Consider the following 21,004-nt stretch of genomic DNA (forward strand, 5'->3'; position numbering starts at 1 on the left):
TTATTCGATCCGCTGGCCAATGCGATCCCAGGCGATCCCGCCCTCCTCGCTGTCCCAACTCATCCAGATCAGGAACGCGCGCCCGGCCAGGTAGTCGTCCGACACCGGGCCCCACATCCGGCTGTCGGCACTGCGATCCCGGTTATCCCCGACAGTGAAGTACTTACCCTCGGGGACCGTGTACGTGAAATCCGCCGACTGGGAAGCCGGATGGTGGAGGATGGTGTATTCGCGACCGGAGACCCGCTCCGTGCGCAGGACCGAGGGTTGATCCGGGTCAGCGCCTGGGCCGGCGTAGCGCTCCTGCCCTTCCTGCTCCAGGCGCTCACCGTTAACGTAGAACGTCCGATCCTGATACCGAATCTCGTCCCCAGGCAGGCCGATGACTCGCTTGATGTAGTCCTGGCCCGGGTCAACGGGATAGCGGAACACGGCGACCTCGCCCCGCTCCGGCTCGCCATCCCCGAACAGGCGGCTGCGCAGGACGGGCAGACGGATGCCGTAGGAGGCCTTATTGACCAGGATGAAATCGCCGGCCTGCAGCGTGGGGAGCATCGAACCGGAGGGGATGCGGAACGGCTCGGCCACGAACGAGCGAACCAGCAACACGATCAGGATGATCGGAAAAAGCGAGCGCGGCAGATCGATATACCACGGGTCGCGGTCACGATCGATATTCTCGCGGTGACGCAGCCACCGATCCCAGCCCCACACCAGGCCGGTGAGCAGGGTCAGCACAACAAGGAGGATTTCAAAGTTCATGGGCGCCCACTAATCCTTTGAGTCATCGACCCGCAGCACGGCAAGGAAGGCATCCTGCGGGATCTCCACCTTGCCGACCTGCTTCATGCGCTTCTTGCCCTCCTTCTGTTTCTCGAGGAGCTTGCGCTTGCGGCTCGCATCCCCGCCGTAGCATTTGGCGGTCACGTTCTTGCGCATCGCCTTGACGGTGCTGCGTGCAATGATCTGCCCGCCAATGGCCGCCTGTATGGCCACCTCGAACATCTGCCTCGGGATGATCTCCTTGAGCCGTTCCACCAGGGCCCGGCCGCGGTGGTAGGAGTGATCCCGGTGGACGATATTCGACAGCGCATCCACGCGGTCGCCGTTGATCAGGACATCGAGCTTGACCAGATCGTCGGCCTGAAAACGCTTGAGTTCGTAATCGAAGGAAGCGAAACCACGCGTCGCCGACTTGAGGCGGTCGAAGAAATCGAGGACCACCTCGCTGAGCGGCATCTCGTAGACTAGCGAGATCTGCTGGCCAACGTACTGCATCTCTTTCTGGACGCCCCGCTTCTCCTCGCAGAGGGCGAGGACGTTGCCGACGTACTCCTGGGGCACCAGGATACTTGCCTCGATGATCGGCTCCTGGATCTCCTCGATCTCCGCGTTCGGCGGCAGATTCGCCGGGTTGTCGATCTCCAGCTCCTGCCCGTCGCGGGTGATCACGTGGTGGACCACGGTCGGTGCGGTCGTGACCAGATCCAGATCGTACTCCCGCTCGAGCCTCTCCTGGATGATCTCCATGTGGAGCATGCCAAGGAACCCCACGCGGAAACCGAACCCCAGTGCCTGGGAGTTTTCGGGCTCGTAGTTCAATGCGGCGTCGTTGAGCCGTAGCTTGCCAAGGGCGGTGCGCAGCGCCTCGAAGTCGTCGGAGCTGGTGGGGAAGAGACCGGCGAATACACGCGGCTGGACCTGCTTGAAACCGGGCACCGGCGTTTCGGCTGGCTCCTGAGCGCGCGTGAGGGTGGCACCAACCGGCGCACCGTCGATGTCCTTGATGCCTGCGACCACATAGCCGACCTGCCCGGTACCGAGCCGGTCCTGCGGGGTGCGTTTAGGGGTGAAGATGCCCAGATCATCCACCTGAAATTCGCGGTCCGTGGCCATCACGCGGATCCGGTCCCCCTTGCGCAGTTCGCCGTCGAAGATCCGGGCCAGGCACACCACGCCGAGGTAGTTATCGAACCAGGAGTCCATGATTAAGGCCTTGAGCGGCGCGTCGGCCTGCCCCTTCGGCGGCGGCACCCGTTGGACCAGGGCCTCGAGCAGATCCTCGACCCCCTCACCGGTCTTGGCGCTGACCATCAGCGCCTCGGCCCCGTCCAGCCCAATGATTTCCTCGATCTGCTCGAGCACCTCCTCAGGCTCCGCCGACGGCAGGTCGATCTTGTTGAGCACCGGGATGATCTCCAGGTCCTGCTCGAGGGCCGTATAGCAGTTGGCGACGCTCTGGGCCTCGACCCCCTGGGAGGCATCGACCACCAGCAGTGCTCCCTCGCACGCGGCCAGCGAACGAGATACCTCGTAGGAGAAGTCCACGTGGCCCGGGGTATCGATGAAGTTCAGCTCGTAGACCTGCCCGTCCCGCGCGTGGTATTTCAGCGACACGCTCTGCGCCTTGATAGTGATGCCTCGTTCGCGCTCAAGGTCCATGGAATCCAGGACCTGGTCGCGGCTCTCGCGCTCGCTCAGCGTCCCGGCGACCTGAATGAATCGATCCGAGAGCGTGCTCTTGCCGTGATCGATGTGGGCGATGATCGAGAAGTTGCGGATATTCTCCATGCGTTGCTCGGTCCTGCCTTGTCGCCGGTTCCAACCAAAAAGAAAAGCGCCACCCGCGTGCGGGCGGCGCCCACATTCTACTCGTTTCGAGGCCTCAGGGCATTTGTAATGCCAGAAAACTCGGGTGTCCGTCACGGATCACCAGCACCGGCACGGTACTGCCGGGCTCCACGGCAGCCACGCCGTCGCTGAGGTCCTCCGCCGTGTGCACAGGCTCCCGATCGAAACTGACCAGCACGTCGCCCACCCGCAGCCCGGCCTCGGCGGCCGGCCCCTCTTCGACGCCGGTGATGAGCACTCCGCCCTCATCCTCCAGTTCCAACTCCTGCCGGGTGGCATCGTCCACGGGCTCCACCCGCAGCCCCAGGTCGGCACCGCCCTTGCGGTCCGCAGGGTCCTGCTTCCCGGGCGAGGCGGCGAGTTCGTCCTCGCCCGGCAGGGCAGCCACTTCGACCTCCACGGTCTTGGTCTCGCCATCACGAAGGATCAGCAGTTCGACCCTGCGCCCGATACTGGTCCGCCCGACCATGGGCGGCAAGGCGGCGGAATTCTCCACCACCTCGCCGTCGAACTCCAGAATGACGTCTCCGCTCTGAAGGCCGGCCTCAGCGGCGGGGCTGTCATCGAGCAGCTCCGAGACCAGGGCCCCACGGGGGCGCTCAAGGCCGAACCCCTCGGCCAGATCACGCGTCAGGTCCTGGATCAGGACCCCGAGCCACCCGCGCTGCACCTCCCCGGTCTCACGGAGCTGATCGGCGACGTCCATCGCCAGCTCGATGGGGATCGCGAATGACAGCCCCATGAAGCCGCCGGTACGGCTATAGATCTGCGAATTGATCCCGACAACCTCACCGTCGAGGTTGAACAGCGGCCCCCCGGAGTTCCCGGGGTTGATAGCCACATCAGTCTGGATGTAAGGCACATAGTTCCCGTGCGGCAGCGAACGGCCCTTGGCCGAGACGATTCCGGCGGTTACGGAGTGCTCGAATCCGAACGGCGAGCCGATGGCCAGGACCCACTCCCCGACCTCAAGTGCATCGGCGCTGCCCACCGAGACGGTGGGCAGCTCATCGTCGGTCTCAATCTCGACGACGGCCAAATCGGTGCGCTCGTCGGAGCCGATCACCTCCGCGTCGTGCTCGCGACCATCGGCGAGTCGGACGATGACCTCCTCCGCCCGGGCGACGACGTGGTGATTGGTCAGGATGACTCCGTCCTCGCTGATCAAAAACCCCGAACCGAGTGATTGCCCATCCTCGCCGAAGGGACCCGGGCCAGGCTGCTCACCGGGATCGGGGAGATGCAGCTCGTCACCATGGGGCGTCGAGACCTGGCGCGCCCCGGTGGCCGGCGGCGCCGGACCCTGCTGGGGCTCAATGCCTTCGGGCGGCATTCCCTCCGGGGTCGGCTGTGCTGGCGCCTCCTGCCGGGTACTGATGTTCACCACCGCCGCACTGTTATCGCGGACGAGCTCGGTGAAATCCGGCAGCTCGAGGGCAGCCGCCGGGACACTGATACCCAGCCCCAAACCGACAGCCAGTGCGATCCGCACTGACTCACGTTTCGCCATACCCATCGATCCTCACCCTGTTGCCCGGGGGCGCCTGGCCCGGTCCACTGTTCCCGAGATGTCTTAGCGTCGCTGCGTCCGAGTCGCGAAACGCTCGACGGTCTTGGCTGGTACGTCGCCGATCGCCGTGACTTGATAGCCATCGACGGGGCGTTCGTGGGCATGCAGCGCCCCGGCCCGCGCCCGCCCCTCATCACCTTCCGGCTCCGGGGCGATATAGACGGACACAGTGGCCAGGCCGTCGCTGAACAGCAAGTGCTCGATGGGATCCTGCCCTTGCTCCTCCGACGGTATCCGGCCGTGGGCAATCCGGGAGAACCCCGCGGGCACGTCGATCACTTCCCAATCCGGTTCGGGGCCGTCTGCGGTCTTTGTAGCCGGGCGGCGCTCAACCCGCTGCTGCGCCTCGCCGCTGGGGGCCAACTCCTCGGTGCCGATGTCCTCGCGGAGGCGGAAGCTGGTAAACAGCAGGCGCTCGATGACCCGGCGCCCGTCCAGCAGTTGGGCCTGGAGCGGCAACCCGCTCTCTTCATCGACCCAGAGACGATGACCGTAGCGCAGCTGATCCAAGGGCTCGATGGAGATCACCTGGACCGGGCGTCCGGCGACCCGCCCTTCCCCACCGATGCGGATACGATAGAGTTCATCGGAGATGCTGGCAGCCCTGGGCCACCCTTCGCCCAAGGCGGTCGCCACGCCACTGCCGCGCAGTCGATCCCCCTCGGGGACAGGTCCAGCCAGCAGGGCACCCTCGGGCGTACGCACCAGCTCCCGGTGGGCTCCGGTGAGCATCTCCAGACGCTGGTGGCGACCAGCCTCGTCGGCGCGGTGCACGATGCGCACGGTCTCCACGACGCCGGCCCGGGCGTAGACGAAGATCCCTTCGTAGGAGCGCTGATCGAGGGCCTCGACCATGCGGTTGAGCGCTTCGCGGCCATCATCGGTCGCGCGCTGGCCGCTGTCATCGGCCAGCGCGACCTGGCCGTGCGCGGCCCAGAGCAAACCGGCGCAGAGGAGCGCGCCGCGGAACCAGCCCCGATCAGGGATCCCCATGCTGCGGAACCCGTACCTGATGAAGCATGCTGCCGGGGTAGTCGGACTCGGCCTGCTCGGCGTGATCGATCATGAAGCGATGCAAACGGGACGGCATGGCGTCTGGCACCGGATCAAAGGACTGTTCGCGGGTGGTTCCCGCTGTGCCCCGGTCGCTGTCCGGCCAGGGCAGTCCGCCACTGTCGCCCAGGGTGACGGGACGAACCGTGGTGCCGCCTATGGATCGCTCACCGCCTGCCGGCGAGGCCACCTCGGTCGCCGGTTCGCCGCTGCCGGCCGTCGGCCCGGTGCCAGCATCGGGTGGCGCCCCACCCTGCCACCAGAGCACGGTCACCGCCGCCACACTAGCGGCGATCAGACCGCCGAACGCCGGACGGCGCCAATCCCGCGCTGCGGGCTGCCGAGCCGCGCCGCGCTGAACATGGTGGACTGGCTCATCGGCCAGCCCCGCGCGCACCCGCTCGACCAGATCGGTACTGGGCTGCGGCGGCAGGTTGCGCTGCAGCGCATCACGCATCAGATAGTAGCGCGCCACCTGCAGGCGGGCATCGGCGTCATGGTCCAGACGCCGCATCAGGAACGCCCGTTGCTCGCGTGGCAACTCGTCATCCACCAGCGCGGAGAGTTGCTCTGCGAGTCGGTCCCGATGTTCTTCTTCCGACATACCCTTATCCCCCGAAAGCCACCATGCCCTATGTCTCTTCGCCGGTCAGCGGCCGCAGTCGCTTGTCGATCGCCTCTCGGGCCCGGAAGATGCGCGAGCGTACCGTCCCCACCGGGCACTCCATGACCTGAGCGATCTCCTGATAGCTCAGACCCTCGAGTTCCCGCAGCGTGACCGCGGTACGCAACTCCTCCGGCAGCTCGGCGATGGCCTCGACCACCGTGCGCTCGACTTCGTCCCGATAGGCTTCGGCCTCCGGCGTATCCTGCTCGCGGAGCATGGTGTCGATGTCAAAACGCTCCGCGTCCTGCGCATCGACATCGGAGTCCGGTGGCCGGCGCCCCTGCGCAACCAGGTGGTTCTTGGCCGTGTTGACCCCGATCCGGTAGAGCCAGGTATAGAAGCTGCTCTCCCCCCGGAATCCGGGTATCGCCCGGTAGGCCTTGATAAAGGCCTCCTGAGCCACGTCCATCGCCTCCTGCGGATCGCGCACGTAACGCGAGATGAGCTTGACCAGCTTCTGCTGATAGCGCAGCACGAGGAGGTCAAAGGCCTGCTTATCACCGGCCTGGACACGCTCCACGAGCTCACGGTCCGACTCCTCGGAGCTCATCGCCACCGGCGCCCTCCTGTGTCGGTGCGCCGGTACTTGCTGCTGTAGACACTCCGCTGGGGCGTGAGTTCGCGCACGGCTCCGGGAATCTGACAATCGTGGGTGGGTGATTTGCCGCGGGTGGCGCGGCGTGCGAAGCTTTGCAGCCTATCCGATAGGCTGGCAAAAGCGCAACCAAATGGCGGAACCAAGAACGGCTTACGATGTCCTGGTGATCGGTAGCGGACTGGCCGGGCTGACCGTGGCCCTGCAGCTCCCCCGCGAGCTTCGCGTGGCGGTCCTCTCCAAGGGAACCCTGACCGAGGGAGCCACCCCCTACGCGCAGGGCGGAGTCTCGGCAGCGCTGGATGCGGCCGACTCAGTGGATGCCCATGTTGCCGACACCCTGGAAGCCGGAGCGGCCCTCAACGATTCGGATATTACGCGATTCGTGGCCGAGCGCGCACGCACGGCGATTGAATGGCTCGTCGACCAGGAAGTGCCCTTCTCGCGCATCACACCCGGGGCCGGCACCGACGGGTTGCACCTCCACCAGGAGGGCGGGCACAGCCACCGCCGTGTCGTACATGCCGAGGATGCCACCGGGGCGGCGATCTCAAGGAGCCTATCCGGGCTCGTAATCGAGCGGGACAATATCGATCTGCTCGAGGGCCGCTACGCGGTGGACCTGATCACCGGGGCGCGGCTCGGCGAGCCAGAGGACCGCTGCTATGGGGCCTACGTCTTCGACCAGGCCAGCGGTCGCGTAGAGTTGCTCAACGCACCCTATGTGGTGCTCGCCTGCGGCGGGGCCAGCAAGGTCTACCTCTACTCGACCAGCCCCTACGCCGCCACCGGTGACGGGATTGCCATGGCTTGGCGGGCCGGATGCCGGGTGGGTAACCTGGAGTTCAACCAGTTCCACCCGACCTGCCTGTACCACCCGCAGGAGCGCTCCTTCCTGATCAGTGAGGCGGTACGCGGCGAGGGTGGGCACCTGCTCCTACCCAGTGGCGAACGCTTCATGCAACGCTTCGACCCCCGCGGCGAACTCGCCCCCCGGGACGTAGTGGCAAGGGCGATCGACTACGAGATGAAACGTCTCGGCGCAGACTGCCTCTATCTGGACATCAGCCACCAGCCGGACTCGCTCATCGAGGAGCACTTCCCGACCATCCTGAGGCGCTGCCAGGAGCTGGGTATCGACATGCGCCGCGAGCCACTGCCCGTGGTGCCCGCCGCCCACTACACCTGTGGCGGGGTGATCGCCGACAGACGCGGGCAGACCGACGTCCCGGGGCTCTACGCCGTCGGCGAGACAGCCTGCAGCGGGCTGCACGGAGCCAACCGCCTCGCGAGCAACTCGCTGCTTGAGTGCCTAGTCTTCGGCGCGGAGGCCGCCCGCGACATTGCGGCCAAGGCGCAGCAGCCGATCCCGGCACCCGAACTCCCGCCCTGGGACGAGAGCCGGGTTACCGACTCCGACGAACAGGTCGTGGTCAGCCACAACTGGGCCGAGCTACGCCGAGCGATGTGGAACTATGTGGGGATCGTCCGCAGCGACCGCCGGCTCGAACGCGCGGCAAGGCGCATCGACCTGCTCTCCCGCGAGGTCCACGAGTACTACAGCAACTTCCGCATCAGCGGTGATCTGATCGAGCTGCGCAACCTCATCGAGGTAGCCAATCTCACGGTGCGCTGCGCCGGCCGGCGCCGGGAGAGCCGCGGTCTACACTACACCCTGGACTTTCCGGAGCGCGACGATGAACAGAGCTCCACCACCGTCCTGCGCCCACCAAAACCCCGGCCTTTCGGCCACTTGCGCTCTTTCCGCGAGCGATGACGCCCGCCGGCGGATCAATGGGCCGCGAGCGGGCCCAGACCCGCAGCCGCCGGTGGTGCTCAGTACCGAGCCGACCGCGCGGAATGAACAGATCGTAGCGCCGCCCGTCCACGGTCCGGACGGTGAGCGCGACCAACCATGGGTGGGCGAAACGGCTGACCACCCGGGCGCCGCACCGGCGCCCGTCCCGCGACTGTAGGAAGATCCGCCCGTCGGGATGAAGATGACAGCGGCGCAGCCAGTGGAGACGGCGCTGGCTGCGCCAGGCGGCGATCAGCGCCGCGACCAGTCCGCCGCTCCAGAGCAAGAACAGCGCCACTGGCGGTGACCGCTCGGCAAGCACGAGCAGCCCCCCAACGGCCGCCGCCGCTAGGACAAGCAGCCACGCGCTGCTAACGCGCGGGCGGAAACTCAGTGGTTCGGATAAGTTCGACAACCCGGTGCAGCTCCCCGTCCGTGGGTGATTGCCCGGCGATCAGCCAGTCCTGCAGGAAGTGGTCCTCAAGCCCGAGCAGCCGCTCGAAAGCCGCCTGGTCCTGCGCATCGAGATGCAGGAATTGATCGTCCAAGAAGCGCTCCAGGAGCAGGTCCAGCTCCTTGGTGCCGCGACGGCAGCGCCAGCGCAACCGCTTACGCACCGCCACGGCCTCTGCATGGTGCTCGACCGGCGTCACGTCTCACGCTCGGCGATGAGCCGCTTGATGGCACCGATCGCCTTGCCCGGATTCAGCCCCTTCGGGCAGGTCGCCGTGCAGTTCATGATGGTGTGGCACCGGTACAGCTTGAAGGAATCGTCAAGGTCGTCGAGGCGTTCCCCGGTGCCCTCATCACGGCTGTCGGCAATCCAACGATAAGCCTGAAGCAGCGCTGCCGGGCCCAGGTAGCGATCGCCGTTCCACCAGTAGCTCGGGCAGGAGGTCGAGCAGCAGGCGCATAGGATGCACTCGTAGAGCCCATCGAGGGCCTCGCGCTCCTCCTTCGACTGCAGGCGCTCCTTGTCCGGCGGTGTCGGGGTTTCGGTCTTGATCCACGGCTCCAGCGAGGCGTACTGGGCGTAGAAGTGATTCAGGTCGGGGACCAGGTCCTTGATCACGTCCGTGTGTGGCAGGGGGTAGACCTTCACGTCGCCCTTGATCTCATCCATGCCCTTGGTACACGCGAGCGTGTTGGTCCCGTCGATGTTCATCGCACAGGAGCCGCAGATCCCCTCCCGGCAGGAACGCCGGAAGGTGAGTGTCGGATCGACCTCGTCCTTGATCTTGATCAGCGCGTCCAGAACCATCGGCCCGGCGCTGTCGGCGTCGATCTCGTAGGTGTCCATACGCGGGGTGGCGCCGCCCTCCGGGTCGTAACGATAGACCCGGATGCGCCGGATGTTCTCGCTCTCTTCCGCGTCGGGGGCACGGTAGGTGTAGCCCTTCCGGATGCGGGAGTTGGCGGGAAGCCTGAACTCTGCCATGTCTGTCTCCCTGGAGTCTTTAGTACACCCGGGCCTTGGGAGGGATCGCCTCCACATCATCGCTCAGGGTATGGAGATGGACGGGGCGGTAGTCGATATCCACCGATCCGTCGCTGCGCAGCGTGGCCAGCGTGTGCTTGAGCCAGTTCTCGTCGTCGCGCTCCGAGTAATCCTCCCGGGCATGGGCACCGCGACTCTCCAGCCGGTTGCGAGCCGAGTGGATGGTGGTCACGGCACTGCCGAGGAGGTTTTCCAGCTCCAGTGTCTCGATCAGATCCGAGTTCCAGATCAGCGAGCGGTCGGTCACGCCCACGTTAGCAAAGCCGCGTAGCACATCGTCCATCCGGTTGCAGCCCTGCTCCAACACATCACCCGTGCGGAAGACCGCGGCGTAGTTCTGCATGGTGTTCTGCATCTCGGCCCGCAGTTGCGCCGTCGGCTTGCTGCCATTGGCCCGACGCAGCCGATCCAGCCTTTGCAGCGCCAGGTCGGCGGCGCCTTCGGGCAGCGGCGCATGGGGCTTGCCGCGCCCGCCGATCACCTCGGCGGCCCGGTGGGCAGCCGCGCGCCCAAACACCACGAGGTCGAGCAGCGAGTTGGAGCCGAGGCGGTTGGCACCGTGCACCGAAACGCAGGCGGCCTCGCCGATGGCCATGAGCCCGGGGACCACGGCATCCGGATCGCCATCCTTGAGATGGACCACCTCACCCATGTGGTTGGTGGGGATCCCACCCATGTTGTAGTGCACGGTGGGCAGGACCGGGATCGGCTCCTTGGTGACATCGACACCGGCAAAGATCTGGGCCGACTCGGCAATGCCGGGCAGCCGCTCATGGATCACCTCCGGCCCGAGGTGCTCCAGGTGCAGGTGGATGTGATCGCCGTGCTCGCCGACCCCCCGCCCTTCGCGGATCTCGATGGTCATCGAGCGGGAGACCACGTCGCGCGAGGCCAGATCCTTGGCGTTCGGGGCGTAACGTTCCATGAACCGCTCGCCCTGGGCGTTGGTCAAGTAACCGCCCTCGCCCCGGACCCCCTCGGTGATCAGGCAGCCCGCGCCATAGATCCCGGTCGGGTGGAACTGCACGAACTCCATGTCCTGGAGCGGCAGACCGGCACGCAGGACCATGCCGTTGCCATCCCCGGTGCAGGTGTGGGCCGAGGTGCAGGAGAAGTAGCTCCGCCCGTAGCCGCCAGTGGCCAGCACCACCTGATGGGCCCGGAAGATATGCACCGTGCCGGTCTCCATGTCGAGCGTGACCACGCCCCGGCAGACCCCGTCATCCATCATCAGGTCGATGGCGAAGTGCTCGATGAAGAACTCCGCCTTGTGCTTGAGCGCCTGCTGGTAGAGCGTATGCAGAATCGCGTGCCCGGTGCGGTCGGCGGCGGCACAGGTGCGCTGAGCAGTCCCCTCGCCAAAATGCGTCGTCATACCACCGAAGGGGCGCTGGTAGATCTTGCCGTCCTCGGTGCGCGAGAAGGGCACCCCGTAGTGCTCCAACTCCACGATGGCGGGGACCGCCTCGCGGCACATGTATTCGATGGCGTCCTGGTCGCCCAGCCAGTCCGACCCCTTGATGGTGTCGTACATGTGCCAGCGCCAATCGTCCTCGCCCATGTTGCCGAGCGCCGCGGAGACACCGCCTTGGGCCGCCACGGTATGGCTGCGCGTGGGAAACACCTTGGTGACACAGGCGGTATTGAGGCCCTGCTCTGCCATGCCGAAGGTCGCCCGCAGCCCGGCCCCGCCGGCACCGACAACCACGACGTCGTACTGGTGCTCGACCGTTTTGATCGGTTCTGTCATCTGCGCCTTAGCCCCCCAGAACGATTTGGATGACCGCCAGGATCCCGGCGACGGCCACCAGGAAACACGCGAAATAGACGGCGAGGTTGCCGAGCCACTTCAGCCCCTCGAGGTGCACGTAGTCCTCGATGACCACCTGAACCCCAAGCGCCCCGTGATAGAAGAGCATGATGATGGCGGCGACCAGCAGCGTGGCGTTGAACGGGTTCGCCACCCAGGCGCGGGCCGACTCGAAATCGGCGCCAGCCTGCAGGGCCAGCCCGATCCCCAGCCACATCATCAACGGCACCAGCACCACCGCGGTCAGGCGCTGATGCCACCAGTGGTGAAAGCCGTTCTTGGCCGAGCCGAGGCCGCGGGCCCGGGAGACGGCGGTCTCGTACTTACGCATGATCAAAACTCCCCTGCGTAGGCGATCACCCAGACCAGAGCGGTCAACAGGACGCTCGCGGCGAGCACCATGTAACCGCCGCGATAGACCGCCTTGAGCTCGAAGGCGCGCACGGTGTCCCAAACCAGGTGCCGAACGCCATTGCAAAGGTGGTAGGCCAGGCTGAACGTGATACCCAGCAGCACCAGCTGCCCGAACCAGTGGCCGAGCACCCGCGTCAGCAGTTCGTAGTATTCGGGTCCGGCGGCCAAGGCCATCACCCAGGCGACCAGCAGGACCGCAGCCATGGTGACGAACACCCCGGTGCCGCGGTGGAGCACCGAGAGCAGCGAGGTCAACTGCGGCCGGTAGATGGTCAGGTGCGGAGAGAGCGGACGATTCGGATTTCTCATGGATTTTTGCTCCGCTGAGCCGAGTCAGAACCTGCGGCGCACGATAAGAGTGAGGAAACGGGACGATAAGCTATATTGCGGACAATCGTAATGCAAGCATTAACAAATGGGAATACTGATGCTGACGGAAGATTAACATTCTGCCCCGGTCTAAGGCTGGCTGCCCCGGCGATGATCACCCACAATGAATACGATGTCAGTATACGGATCCCGCCCCTAGAGTGGCACTAGATGCAGCAAGCCACCGAGGAGAGGTTATGCGAGAAGAGTTCCCGACCGTACCGGTAGATGCGCCCGAAGACGGCGCCGGAGCCTCTCAGCCGGAGTGCCTCGAGACCGGCACCGGCTATAGCGTGGTGGCGGTTACCGGCGAGGAAGCCGGGGATTTCTTGCAACGCATCCTGACCGCGGACATCCCGGCTGCAGACGACGCACGCAGCGTGCTGGCCGGGTTGTGCACGCCCAAGGGGCGGCTGCTTGCCCTGGCGCGAGTCATCCCCTGGGACGACGGCTACCGGCTCGTCCTCCCGGAGGACACCGCGGCCGAGACCGTCGCCCGGCTGCAGATGTATGTACTGCGCTCGAGGGTGACGGTGCACGCCCCCGACATGCAGTGGCGCCTGCTCCGGGCGGCCGGCCCGACCGCCCGGAGCCTGCTGGCCCGATGGAGTGAGCGCCCTATGCCAGAGGCCGAAGGCGTTGTGCGCAGCGGCGAGGTGGCGATCATCCGGCTACCCGGTGCGCCGGAGCGCTACTGGGTGGTCGGACCGGCGGCCCCGGTGGCCGCGGTAGAGGGCGTGCTTGCCGAACACCTGCCGCCGACCGACGAAGAGACCTGGCGGGCGTTGGAAATCCTTGCCGGACAGCCCGAGATCCGCGCCCCGGGCCGGGAACTGTTCATCCCGCAGATGGTGAATCTCGATCGCCTTGGTGGCGTGAGCTTCAGCAAGGGATGCTTCCCGGGGCAGGAGGTGGTGGCGCGGGCGCACTACCGCGGCAAGGTCAAGCAGCGCATGTTCCGCGCCCGGGGCACCGGAGATGCGCCGGCGGACGGCAGCGAGGTCCGTGATGCCGACAACCAGCTGGCCGGCCACGTCGTCTGCGCAGCGGGTGCGCCGCAGGGGTTCACGGCCCTCGTTTCGCTGCGCGAGGCACAGCTGTCCGGCCCCGCATCGCTGAGCGTGAACGGACAGCCGTTGCACCTCCTCCGCGAGGCCGGCACCTGAACCGCCGCCCTACGACTCCGGGCGCATGGCGGGGAATAGCAGGACGTCGCGGATCGAATCGCAGTCAGCGAGCAGCATGACCAGGCGGTCGATCCCGATGCCCTCCCCGGCAGTCGGCGGCAGCCCGTACTCCAGGGCACGGATATAGTCGCCGTCGTAGTGCATCGCCTCCTGATCCCCGGCATCCCGCTCCGCCGCCTGGGCACGGAAGCGATCCGCTTGGTCCTCGGCGTCGTTAAGCTCAGAGAAACCGTTGGCGATCTCGCGACCACCGACGATCAACTCAAAACGCTCAGTGTAGAAGGGTTCGTCGTCCCGCGGGCGAGCCAAGGGGGATACCTCCTTGGGGTAATCGGTTACAAAGACCGGGCCGTGGAGCCGAGGCTCAGCCGTCTCCTCGAACAGGGCCGCCTGGATCCTGCCCAGCCCGTCGCCGGAGCTCACCTCGATCCCGCGCGCCTCGGCCGCCCGGGCCGCCTGCTCGCGATCCGCGAGTTCCTCGGCCGTGAGGTCAGGATTGTACCGAAGAACCGCTTCAATCAGAGAGATACGCTCGAATGTTGAAGTGAAATCATAAGTCTCGCCCTGCCAGGTTACCTGCCCGCTTCCGAGCGCCTGTTCAGCCAGATGCCGGAGCATTTCCTCGGTAAGGTCCATCAGGTCGTGGTAGTCGGCAAAGGCCTGATAGAACTCCAGCATGGTGAATTCCGGGTTGTGGCGGGTCGAAACCCCCTCGTTCCGGAAGTTTCGGTTGACTTCGTAGACACGCTCGAAGCCCCCCACGACGAGCCGCTTGAGGTAGAGCTCCGGCGCGATGCGCAGATAGAGATCCCGGCCGAGGGCGTTGTGGTGGGTCACGAAAGGTCGCGCCGCGGCTCCGCCGGGGATCGGCTGCATCATCGGTGTCTCCACCTCCATGAAACCGCGGCCATCCAGGAAACGGCGCAGGGCAGCGAGTACGCGGGTGCGCAGGGCAAAGACGCGCCGACTCTCCTGGTTGACGATTAGATCCAGGTAGCGCTGGCGATAGCGGATCTCGTGATCGGTCAGCCCGTGCCACTTCTCCGGCAGCGGCCGCAGCGATTTCGTTAGGAGCCGGACCTGATCGCAATGGATGGAAAGCTCCCCCTTGTTCGTCCGGAACACCGTCCCGGTCGCGCCGACGATATCGCCCACGTCCCAGCTCTTGAACGCGGCGTAGACCCCCTCGGGCAGGTCATCCCGGCGCAGATAGAGCTGGATCCGCCCCGAGCTGTCCTGGAGCTGCGCGAAGCTCGCCTTGCCCATGACCCGTTTGGCCATCATGCGCCCGCCGACCGTGACTCGGGCGCCCTCCTGCTCCAGGGCCTCCTCGTCCAGCGGGCCGTAGCGCTCGTGAAGGTCGGCGGCCAGCGCGTCACGGCGGAAATCGTTGGGGAAGGCCTGGCCCGCATCGCGCAGACCCTGCAGCTTCTCGCGGCGCTGGGCGATGAGCTTGTTCTCGTCGCTTTCGGACATCCGTTGACTCCGGGCAGTGTCAGGGGCGAGCGTCAGAGGCCGGCCTTGAGGCTCGCCTGTATGAACGGGTCGAGGTGGCCGTCGAGCACGGCCTGCGTGTTGCCGATCTCGATTCCCGTCCGCAGATCCTTGATCCGGGACTGATCGAGGACGTAGGAGCGGATCTGGTTCCCCCACCCGATATCGGACTTGGTCTCTTCCTGGGCTTCGGCCTCGGCACGGCGGCGCTGCATCTCCAGCTCGTAGAGTTTGGCGCGCAGCTGACTCATCGCCGTGGCACGGTTCTTGTGCTGCGATCGATCGTTCTGCGACTGCACCACGACGCCGGTGGGTTCGTGGGTGATGCGGACCGCCGACTCGGTGGTATTGACGTGCTGGCCACCTGCGCCGGAAGCGCGGAAGACGTCCACGCGCAAATCCGACGGGTCGATCTCGATATCGACATTCTCGTCGTCGATCTCCGGCGACACGAACACCGAGGAGAACGAGGTGTGGCGGCGACCGCCGGAGTCAAAGGGCGACTTGCGCACCAGACGGTGAACCCCGGTCTCCGTGCGCAGCCAGCCGAAGGCGTACTCGCCGGAAACCTTGATCGTGGCGCTCTTGACTCCCGCCTCCTGGCCGGCCGTCACCTCGATGACCTCGGTGTCGAAGCCGCGGGCCTCGGCCCAGCGCAGATACATCCGCAGCAGCATCTCGGCCCAGTCCTGGGCCTCCGTTCCGCCTGACCCCGCCTGGATATCGAGGAACGCATTGGACGCGTCCATCTCTCCGGAGAACATGCGTCGGAACTCCAGGGTCTCGATGTGCGTGGCGACGCGCTGGACATCCGCCTGGACCGCCTCAAGAGTTTCCTCGTCGCCCTCCTCCCGGGCCATGGCGACCATCTCGCCGGCGTCATCGAGCACCCCGCCGATCTCCTCGAGGGTGCTCAGGACGGACTGCAGCTGAGAGCGCTCGCGGCTCAGCCCCTGGGCCCGCTCCGGGTCGCTCCAGACGTCGGGGTTCTCCAGCTCACGCAGGACTTCCTCAAGCCGTTCGCGTTTGCCGGCTTCGTCAAAGATACCCCCTCAGGGCCTCGAAACGCCCTTGCAGATCTTCGATTTGTTCAAGCAGCGGGTTGATCTCCATGAGCACCTCCGGATACTAAGGGCGCGAATCGTACTATATTCACCCGTCGTTCAGCAGCCTCGAACTTCAGCGCCGGCATCCAAGCCGTGCGCATCGACGGGTGTCTGCGCCGCCGCCGCGGCGCGCCATCCACCCGCTGATCAGGATTGAGGTTCCCATGACCACGACGACCAGTGCCGAGCCTGGCCATCAGAAGCTTGCCTGGGCCCGCGCCCATATGCCGGTCCACAAAGCCCTGCGCGAGCGCTACCGCGAGACACGCCCCTTCGAAGGCCTATGCATCGCGGTCTGTTCCCACATCGAGGCGAAAACCGGCGTCTTTCTGGAGACACTCGCCGCAGCCGGCGCCGAAGTCGTATTCACCGGCAGTGAACCCGGTTCCAGCCAGGACGATGTGGTCGCGGCACTCAATGAGCAACCCGGGATCAGCGGCTACGCCCGGCGCGGTGTCAGCGAGGCGGAGCTGGCCCGGCTCCACGGCCGCGCCCTGGATCACCAGCCCAACCTGATCCTGGATGACGCCGCCGAACTCACCGCACGACTCGTTCACCAGCGCCCCGAGCTGCTGGACGGGCTGCGTGGGGTCTGCGAGCAGACCACCACCGGTGTGCAGCGGATCCAGGCCATGACGGCCGAGGGCGCTCTGCATTTCCCGGCTTACGCCGTCAACCACACACCGATGAAGCACGAGTTTGACAATATCCACGGCACCGGCGAGTCGGCACTAACCAACCTGATGCTGACAACCAACCTGCTGCTCGCCGGAAAGCAGGTCGTGATCTGCGGCTACGGTGACTGCGGCGTGGGGATCGCCCACAAGGCCCGCACCTGGGGGGCGCAGGTGACGATCACGGAGGTCGAACCACGCCGGGCGCTACGTGCCCACATGAACGGTTTCGCCGTGCGCCCCATGGAGGAGGCCGCCGGCGTCGGTGATTTCTTCATCACCGCCACGGGCAACCGGGATGTCATCCGCGCCGAGCACGTTGCGCGCATGCGCGACGGCGCGATCCTGGCCAACGCCGGGCACTTCAACGTGGAGATCGACGCCGCGGGCTTGGCCCAGCAGGCCGAATCCCGCTATCCGGCGCGACCGGGTATCGAGGCCTTCCGCATGAGCGACGGCCGCGAGATCCACTTGGTCTGCGAAGGTCGCCTGGTGAACCTGGCCGCCCCGACGGCCATGGGTCACCCGGCCGAGGTCATGGACCAGACCTTCGCGATGCAATTCATGGCCGCGGACGACCTGTTGCGCCACCGCGACCAGCTCCGCGCCGGCGTGCATCCGGTTCCCGACGAGGTCGACGCCGAGGTGGCCCGCCTCAAGCTGGAAACGCTGGGGGTCGGCATCGACGCCCTGACCGACAGCCAGCGCCGGTTTCTCGAGGCTTGGCGGGCCGATGACATCCTTGAAGCGCCCTGAGCGCCACCCCATGCACCGGGCGGGCGGCGAAGCCTCGGCGGAGCGCCGCCCACCCCCCGGCTACTTGCCTGAGGCGAAAACGCGCACTAGGGTATACACGCTATGGCAGATTACAAACGCGACGACAATCCGGACCGTCACGAAGGGCACAGCCGGACTTCCCCCTATCCGGTCAGCCGGCTATCCGCGCCCATCGACCTTGTCGACACCGCCCGCGAGATCCAGGAGGCGGATCAGGCGATCAACAACCGCACCAGCTCAAAGCTGACGGTGATCGCGGATCAGATTCGCGCCCTCCAGGAGCAGGCACGGGAGGTGCTCGAGGAAAGTCAGCGTGACATGGACCTGCACCGGGCCAAGTGCAACTTCACCCGGCGCCCGGGAAGCATCTACCACCTCTACGAGCGCGAGGACGGCGAACTCTACTTCTCCATGCTCGCTCCCGAGGATTGGCGCAACGGCCCGCCCCATACCTACAAGGGGTCCTACCGCCTGGAAGCCGACCTCTCCTGGACACCATTCGACGAGATGGATCAGCCCGATGCCACCCGGGACATGGTGCAGCGCCTGATTGCCGATCACCGCAGCGGCGGGGGGGGGGGGGCCCCCCCCCCCCCCCCCCCCCCCGCCCTGTCTCCTCCGGGCGCTACTCCGCCTGCCCGGGCTCGGCCTGGCCGAGCCGGCGCACCCGCTGCTCGAGTGCCGCGGCGATGCGCAGCTCGGGCGTCTCTCCCTCGCCTTCGGCATCCAGCGTCTCCGCTGATACGGGCTCTCCGAGGCGGATCGTGATCCGCCCGGGCCTGAGCAGCCGGGTGCCGATGGGCATGACCCGATCGGTTCCCTCGATCCAGACCGGGATGGCCGGTACCGACTGCGCCTGGAGCAGAAGACCCACGCCCGGCTGAAACGCCTGCAGGCTGCCATCGGCCGAGCGCCGCCCCTCCGGGAACCAGACCAGCCCGTAGCCATCCCGTAGGGCTTTCGCACCGAGCGCCAGGCTGCCGCGTGGGCCGGTGTGCGGATCGATGGGCAGCACCAGGCAGGCCCGGCTGACCAGCCGCACCAGACGGTTGGAGAACAGCAGCCCGGTCCAACCACCCCAGCGCATGCGCACGATCCGGGCGTAGCGCATGATCGACCCCAGCGCCGGTGGATCCACGGCGCTCAGATGGTTGGGGACGAGCAAGACCGGGTCGCGCTCCGGCAGGTTCTCCAGGCCTTCCACGCGCACCGGCGCATAGGCCCGGAACAGAACCTGGTCGATGCCGTAGAAGATCGCCCCGAGCAGGCGCTCGAACCGCGTACGCGGCAGCATCCAGCGTAGTTGCTGGTCGCTGAGCATGGCCTCCGGGTCGCGCAGCTGTTCCACCAGGCCCGGCCCGCGGCTCTCATCGGGAGAGATCTCCGCGGCTTCGGCCGCCTCGCGCAGCAGGTCGCGGACGGTCTCGATCCGCCCCAGGGCCTCCTCCTCCAAGGCCACGCCGACGCTACCGCGTAGCTCCAGGGTCAGATCCACCCACCCCAGCGAGTCGAGCCCGAGGTCGAGACGCAGATTGCTGTCCGGGGTCAGGCGCACCCGCGGATAGCGGCGGACGAGCCCCTCCCAGACCCGGCGGGCAGTGGGGATCTGCAGCAGCTGCTGATCCTCCACCGCCATCCGCTCCTCGGGCATGGGACCGGTCTCGGCCGCCTTGGCGCCCTCGCCGAGCATTTCGAACAGCTCTCGCAGCTTGTGCCGGCGCAGCTTGCCCAAGCGCGTGCGCGGCAGCGGGTCGGGACTGACCCGATAGGTGCTGATCTGGTGGTGGCTGGGCAGGACCGTGGCCGCCTCATGCAGGGCCTGATTCAGGCGCTGGCGCACCTGCTCATCGTCGTGGTCGCGCACCGCCGCCGGCTCCGGGAAGAGCACCGCCGCCAGACGCCCCTCCTGCTCGAGCACCCCGGCATCGCGGACCACCTCCGCGGCGCACAGCGCCGCCTCCACCCGCTCCGGATCGACGTTCTCGCCGCCGGCGAGGACGATCATCTCCGAGGCTCGGCCCTCCAGGTGGAGATAACCGTCGTCATCGAACCAGCCCAGATCGCCGGTTCGGTAGAAGCCGTCGGCGGTGAACACCTGGGCACTCTTCTCCGGCAACTGCCAGTAGCCCTGGAAGACGTTGCCGCCGCGGGCCAGCACCTCGCCCGTGCGCGCCCCTTCCTCCAGCGGTTCGATCCGCAGCTCCACACCCGGCAGCGGCAGGCCGGCCGCCTTCAGGCGCAGCCGATCCGGCGGGTTGTAGGTGAGGATCGGCGAGGTCTCGGTCAGGCCGTATCCGGTGGCCACCTCCCAGCCCAGATCCCGCAACCGCTCACCGATCTCGGGGTTGAGAGGCGCCCCGCCAGAGACGACCATGCGCACCGACGGCGCCATGCGCTGATGCAGGCCGCGAAAGAGCCGGCGCCCCAGCTGCCAGCCGAACCGTTGCCGGGCGCCGCGGGAGAGCCGGGCCATGCCTTCGAACAACCGTTCGGCGCGGGCACCCCGCTCTGCGACCCGCCCCCGGATCGCCCCATCCAGGGCCTCGTAGAGCCGCGGCACCCCCAGGATGATGGTGGCATCCCCCTCGCGCAGGGCGCGCACGATCTGCGGGCCGAGGACCGAGTATGGCAGGACGATCGCCGCCCCCAGAGCTAGGGGCGTGATCAACCCCAGCGTGAACGGGTAGACGTGATGGTAGGGCAGCGGCACGAAGACTCGGTCGTCCCTCTGGGCCAGCTCCTGGCCCAGGAGCGCATTGAGGTTGGTGGTGATATTGCCGTGGGTCAGCGGCACCCCCTTGGGCATGCCGGTGGTCCCTGAGGTGTAGAACAGGGTGGCCGGATCCTCCGGGGTGACCTGCGCCGCCGCCGGGCCGTCTTCGCGCAGCCAGTCCCGCCAACTCTGCCCGTTGCCCGCCGGCTCATCGAGGCGGATCGCCTCCAGGGGCTGCTCGAGTTCCAGACCCTCGAGCCGCCGTGCCGCTTCGCCGGCGGTAAAGACCCGGCGCGCGCCGCTATCATCCAGCGCATGGACCAGCTCGGTGCGCGGCATCTGGGTATCCAGCGGGGTGACCACCGCGCCGGCATCGAGGATGGCCAGGCAGGCGATGACCCACTCGGCGCTATTCGGGGCAAACAACGCGACCCGCTCGCCGCGCTCCACACCGGCCTCCACCAGGCCCGCGCTCAACCGGCGCGCGAGCTCGGCCACGGCTTGATAATCCCAGCGGTGGAGCTCGTCCCGATCCAGTGAACGGACCGCGTCGCGCCGGCCGCCCTCCTCCAGGCGCCGGACCAGCATCTGAAGCGTCTGCAGTTCTTCGCTCACAAGACCTCCTGTCCTGCCTTGGCAGGGGCTTTG

Annotated in this window: 17 protein-coding genes and 2 pseudogenes; 4 read left to right on the forward strand and 15 right to left on the reverse strand. The window is 66.8% G+C overall.

The window, feature by feature from the left end; all coding sequences use genetic code 11:
- From lepB to rpoE, 6 genes are all read right to left on the reverse strand, one after another.
- Entirely contained in the window at positions 1-762 is a 762-nt protein-coding gene (gene lepB, locus LRA98_RS00765) for a signal peptidase I (protein ID WP_201167263.1), read from the reverse strand.
- Positions 763-771: 9 nt separating this feature from the next.
- A complete protein-coding gene (gene lepA, locus LRA98_RS00770; RefSeq protein WP_238632578.1) occupies positions 772-2,571 on the reverse strand; it encodes a translation elongation factor 4 in 1,800 nt (599 codons plus the stop codon).
- A gap of 94 nt (positions 2,572-2,665) precedes the next feature.
- Positions 2,666-4,141, reverse strand: a complete 1,476-nt coding sequence (locus tag LRA98_RS00775; protein ID WP_238632577.1) for a DegQ family serine endoprotease — start codon at positions 4,139-4,141, stop codon at positions 2,666-2,668.
- Positions 4,142-4,204: 63 nt separating this feature from the next.
- Entirely contained in the window at positions 4,205-5,194 is a 990-nt protein-coding gene (locus LRA98_RS00780) for a MucB/RseB C-terminal domain-containing protein (RefSeq protein WP_238632576.1), read from the reverse strand.
- Positions 5,181-5,858, reverse strand: a complete 678-nt coding sequence (locus tag LRA98_RS00785) for a sigma-E factor negative regulatory protein (RefSeq protein ID WP_201167274.1) — start codon at positions 5,856-5,858, stop codon at positions 5,181-5,183. The genes LRA98_RS00780 and LRA98_RS00785 overlap by 14 nt, the downstream gene beginning before the upstream one ends.
- A gap of 28 nt (positions 5,859-5,886) precedes the next feature.
- On the reverse strand, positions 5,887-6,471 hold the full coding sequence (gene rpoE / locus LRA98_RS00790; RefSeq protein WP_201167424.1) for an RNA polymerase sigma factor RpoE: 585 nt from the start codon (positions 6,469-6,471) through the stop codon (positions 5,887-5,889).
- Between the two features lie 178 nt (positions 6,472-6,649).
- Here rpoE and nadB point away from each other — a divergent pair, with 178 nt between their 5' ends.
- Entirely contained in the window at positions 6,650-8,293 is a 1,644-nt protein-coding gene (gene nadB / locus LRA98_RS00795; protein ID WP_201242537.1) for an L-aspartate oxidase, read from the forward strand.
- An 82-nt stretch (positions 8,294-8,375) separates the two neighbouring features.
- Here the strand turns inward: nadB and LRA98_RS13200 are convergent.
- From LRA98_RS13200 to sdhC, 6 genes and pseudogenes are all read right to left on the reverse strand, one after another.
- Positions 8,376-8,636: pseudogene (locus LRA98_RS13200) on the reverse strand (hypothetical protein); the annotation flags it as partial.
- A 49-nt stretch (positions 8,637-8,685) separates the two neighbouring features.
- Entirely contained in the window at positions 8,686-8,967 is a 282-nt protein-coding gene (locus LRA98_RS00800; protein WP_238632575.1) for an FAD assembly factor SdhE, read from the reverse strand.
- Positions 8,964-9,752: a succinate dehydrogenase iron-sulfur subunit gene (locus LRA98_RS00805; protein WP_238632574.1), complete on the reverse strand. Its 789-nt coding sequence runs from the start codon at positions 9,750-9,752 to the stop codon at positions 8,964-8,966. Before LRA98_RS00805 ends, LRA98_RS00800 begins: the two co-directional genes overlap by 4 nt.
- Before the next feature lie 19 nt (positions 9,753-9,771).
- Positions 9,772-11,562 (reverse strand): succinate dehydrogenase flavoprotein subunit, encoded by a 1,791-nt coding sequence (sdhA, locus tag LRA98_RS00810; protein WP_238632573.1) that lies wholly within the window; start codon positions 11,560-11,562, stop codon positions 9,772-9,774.
- A 7-nt stretch (positions 11,563-11,569) separates the two neighbouring features.
- Positions 11,570-11,953: a succinate dehydrogenase, hydrophobic membrane anchor protein gene (sdhD, locus tag LRA98_RS00815; RefSeq protein ID WP_238632572.1), complete on the reverse strand. Its 384-nt coding sequence runs from the start codon at positions 11,951-11,953 to the stop codon at positions 11,570-11,572.
- 2 nt (positions 11,954-11,955) lie between these two features.
- Positions 11,956-12,345 carry a succinate dehydrogenase, cytochrome b556 subunit gene (gene sdhC, locus LRA98_RS00820; protein ID WP_201167287.1) on the reverse strand — a complete coding sequence of 130 codons (390 nt, stop codon included), beginning with the start codon at positions 12,343-12,345 and terminating at the stop codon, positions 11,956-11,958.
- A 257-nt stretch (positions 12,346-12,602) separates the two neighbouring features.
- Between sdhC and ygfZ the strand changes: the two genes are divergently transcribed.
- Complete coding sequence (gene ygfZ / locus LRA98_RS00825; protein WP_238632571.1) at positions 12,603-13,571, forward strand: CAF17-like 4Fe-4S cluster assembly/insertion protein YgfZ; 969 nt, start codon at positions 12,603-12,605, stop codon at positions 13,569-13,571.
- Positions 13,572-13,580: 9 nt separating this feature from the next.
- On the opposite strand, the gene lysS is transcribed toward ygfZ, so the two are convergent.
- Positions 13,581-15,068, reverse strand: coding sequence for a lysine--tRNA ligase (gene lysS / locus LRA98_RS00830; protein ID WP_201242538.1), 1,488 nt, complete (start codon positions 15,066-15,068; stop codon positions 13,581-13,583).
- 32 nt (positions 15,069-15,100) lie between these two features.
- Positions 15,101-16,199 (reverse strand): peptide chain release factor 2 gene (gene prfB, locus LRA98_RS00835; RefSeq protein WP_238632570.1). Its coding sequence is split into 2 segments (ribosomal slippage): positions 15,101-16,126 and positions 16,128-16,199, totalling 1,098 coding nucleotides; the frame shifts between segments, so codons are not numbered across the junction.
- A gap of 157 nt (positions 16,200-16,356) precedes the next feature.
- On the opposite strand from prfB, the gene LRA98_RS00840 reads away from it, so the two are divergent.
- Positions 16,357-17,622 (forward strand): adenosylhomocysteinase, encoded by a 1,266-nt coding sequence (locus tag LRA98_RS00840; protein ID WP_238632569.1) that lies wholly within the window; start codon positions 16,357-16,359, stop codon positions 17,620-17,622.
- A gap of 102 nt (positions 17,623-17,724) precedes the next feature.
- Positions 17,725-18,186, forward strand: a pseudogene (locus LRA98_RS00845) (DUF2452 domain-containing protein); the annotation flags it as partial.
- 82 nt (positions 18,187-18,268) lie between these two features.
- On the opposite strand, the gene LRA98_RS00850 reads toward LRA98_RS00845, so the two are convergent.
- The gene (locus LRA98_RS00850) at positions 18,269-20,944 is read right to left on the reverse strand and encodes an AMP-binding protein (RefSeq protein ID WP_274519806.1); all 2,676 of its coding nucleotides are present in this window, start codon (positions 20,942-20,944) and stop codon (positions 18,269-18,271) included.
- Between the last annotated feature and the right edge of the window lie 60 nt (positions 20,945-21,004).

The sequence above is a fragment of the Halorhodospira sp. M38 genome (assembly GCF_022227985.1).
GTDB classification, from domain to species: Bacteria; Pseudomonadota; Gammaproteobacteria; order Nitrococcales; family Halorhodospiraceae; genus Halorhodospira; species Halorhodospira halophila_A.